4 protein-coding genes are annotated in these 2798 nt (G+C 62.2%); 2 read left to right on the top strand and 2 right to left on the bottom strand.

The features are described from left to right. Together WCA85_RS05520 and fghA are read left to right on the top strand one after the other, a co-directional pair. Positions 1-491 (top strand): zinc-binding dehydrogenase (locus tag WCA85_RS05520; protein WP_424062160.1); only part of this gene is annotated, 491 nt, incomplete at its 5' end. 33 nt (positions 492-524) lie between these two features. After that, entirely contained in the window at positions 525-1370 is an 846-nt protein-coding gene (gene fghA / locus WCA85_RS05515) for an S-formylglutathione hydrolase (protein ID WP_424062159.1), read from the top strand. Positions 1371-1447: 77 nt separating this feature from the next. Here the strand turns inward: fghA and WCA85_RS05510 are convergent, their stop codons facing one another. Continuing rightward, entirely contained in the window at positions 1448-2230 is a 783-nt protein-coding gene (locus WCA85_RS05510) for a metal ABC transporter permease (RefSeq protein WP_424062158.1), read from the bottom strand. Next, positions 2223-2798 (bottom strand): ATP-binding cassette domain-containing protein (locus WCA85_RS05505; protein WP_424062157.1); only part of this gene is annotated, 576 nt, incomplete at its 5' end. The genes WCA85_RS05505 and WCA85_RS05510, both read right to left, overlap by 8 nt.

Raw genomic sequence — 2798 nt, 5'->3', positions numbered from 1 at the left:
CGAAGATGGTGGGCGCGGACAAGATCATCGGGGTGGATCTGAACCCGGGCCGCGTCGAACTGGCGAAGAAGTTCGGCATGACGCACTTCATCAACCCGAACGAAGTCGAGAACGTCGTGGACCATATCGTCCAACTCACGGATGGCGGCGCGGACTACTCGTTCGAATGCATCGGCAACACGAAGGTGATGCGTCAGGCGCTCGAATGCACGCACAAAGGTTGGGGCCAGTCGTTCATCATCGGTGTGGCGGCAGCGGGTGAAGAGATCAGCACGCGGCCATTCCAACTGGTGACGGGCCGTCAATGGAAGGGCTCGGCGTTCGGTGGCGCGCGTGGCCGCACCGATGTGCCGAAGATCGTCGACTGGTACATGGAAGGCAAGATCAACATCGACGATCTGATTACGCACCGTCTGCCGCTTGACCGCATCAACGAGGGCTTCGATCTGATGAAGAAGGGTGAGTCGATCCGCTCTGTGGTGCTGTACTAACACTTGATCAATGTTGGACAAAGGGAGCGGGCGATGCTCGAACTTTTAAGCTCGCATGCCTGCCACGGCGGCGTGCAGCGTATCTACAGGCATGACTCGAAGGTGATCGGTCTGCCAATGCGTTTTGCGGTATATCTGCCGCCTCAGGCGTCGCAGGGAAAGGTGCCGGCGCTGTTCTATCTGGCGGGCCTCACGTGTACCGAGGAGACATTCCCGGTCAAGGCCAGCGCCCAGCGTTTTGCGGCACAGCATGGCATTGCGTTGATCGCGCCGGACACCAGTCCGCGCGGAGCCGGTATTCCCGGTGAAAGTGCGGCGTGGGATTTCGGTGTGGGTGCGGGCTTTTACGTGGACGCGACTGAGGAGCCCTGGGCGCAGCACTTCAGGATGTACTCCTACGTGCGTGACGAACTGCGCGAGACGGTGCTCGCCGAACTGCCCGTTGACGGCGATCGGCTTGGGATCTTCGGGCATTCAATGGGCGGTCACGGCGCGCTGATGCTGGCGCTGCGCAATCCCCAGATCTACCGCTCGGTGTCGGCATTTGCGCCGATCGCAGCGCCCTCGCGTTGTCCATGGGGCGAGAAGGCGTTCACGGGATACCTCGGCCAGGACCGTGAAGCGTGGAAGGCGTACGACTCGAGCGAACTGGTGGCGAGCGCGTCGCAGAAATTCGCTGAGGGCATCCTGATCGATCAGGGGCTATCGGATCAATTTCTAGCCGAGCAACTTTATCCGGATGTGTTCGAAGCGGCATGCCATGCCGCTGGCCAGCCATTGACGTTGCGCCGTCACGAAGGTTACGACCACGGGTATTACTTCATCTCGACGTTCATCGAGGATCATCTCGCGCATCACGCGAAGGTGTTGCTTGCCTGAGAGCGGATGTGATGTGGAAAAAGCGGCATGCGTACGGATCTGCGCGTGCCGCTCTCCAGTTCCTCAACCCGCAAGAATCAACGCCGCCCCAACAAACTCGCGCCATATACCAGCGCGGCCAGCGCAGTAATCCAGAAACTGGTGGGCCAATCCGTATAGAACGCGAGCGTCAGACCCAGCCACGCCTGAGCGAGCGCGAGCAGCGCTGCGAGCACGAGGCCGATGGAAAGTCGCGTGGTCAGGTTCTGCGCTGCCGCAGCCGGGCCGACCATCAAGGTGAACACCAGCAGCACGCCGACAATCTGCGTGCACGCGGCCACCGCCAGCGCCGCAATCGCCAGAAACAACACCGACACCAGACGCAGCGACACTCCCTTGGCTTCCGCAAGCTCCGGCTGTAGCGAAGCGAACAGCAGCGGCCGCATGATCGCGGCCAGCGCCAGCAGACTCAGCACGCCAAGCCCCGCCAGCAAACCCAGCGTGGACGAATTCACACCCAGCACATTGCCGAACAGCAGCGCGGTCACCTGCGTCGCGTAAGCGGTAAAGAAGTGCAGAAACAACAGCCCGAAGCCGAGCGCGAGCGAAAGGATCACGCCAATCGCGACATCGCGGCCCGCGAGGCGCTCGCCGAGCGCGCCCATGCCGACTCCCGCGGCCAGGGTGAAGCCAATCATCCCCCAGATCGGCGAGATGCCCAGCAGCACCGCACCCGTCGCACCCGTGAAGCCGACGTGCGAGAGCGCGTGTCCAGCGAAGGTCTGGCCGCGCATCACCAGGAAGTAACCCACGATACCCGCCAGCACCGCGACGATCCCCGACGCCGCGAATGCATTCACCATGAAGTCGTATTCAAACATCGTTTGTATGTCCGTCGCGTGAGGCGTGGTGGTGTGAGTGTGAATGGCCATGGGAATGCCCATGACCAGCCTCGCCGCCGTGACTGTGGTTGTCGTCTTCGTGTTCGTGATCGTGCTTCTCGACTTCCACATCGCCCGACATCACGAAGATGCGCCCATTCACACGCATCACGTCGATCGGCGAACCATAGAGGCGCGACAGCACCGGCTTCGTGATCACTTCATCGACCGTACCAAGCGCCGCCACGCCGCTGCCGAGATACAGCACGCGATCGAGCGCATGCAGCAGTGGGTTCAGTTCATGCGCCGAAAACAGCACGGCAATACCGAGTTCCTGCTGCACGTTACGCACGAGTTCGACGACACTCTTCTGGTGATGCGGATCGAGGCTGATAAGAGGCTCATCGAGCAGCAGCAGCTTGGGGTTGCCGAGCAGACACTGCGCGAGCAGCAGGCGTTGGCGCTCGCCGCCCGACAGTTCCGACACCGGCCGCGCCGCCAGCGCGCGGCCACCGACCAGATCCAGCACGCGTTCGACGTCGGCGCGGGTTTTGGCATCGGCGTGGGG

Source organism: Paraburkholderia sp. (assembly GCF_049581445.1).
Taxonomy (GTDB): Bacteria; Pseudomonadota; Gammaproteobacteria; order Burkholderiales; family Burkholderiaceae; genus Paraburkholderia.
Note: the sequence above shows the minus strand (reverse complement) of the source record. Positions and strands in the feature narration are given on the sequence as shown.

Excerpts from the sequence above, each read along its gene's own strand:
- fghA (WP_424062159.1), top strand. The coding sequence starts at position 525 with ATGCTCGAACTTTTAAGCTCGCATGCCTGCCACGGCGGCGTGCAGCGT.
- WCA85_RS05510 (WP_424062158.1), bottom strand. The coding sequence starts at position 2,230 with ATGTTTGAATACGACTTCATGGTGAATGCATTCGCGGCGTCGGGGATC.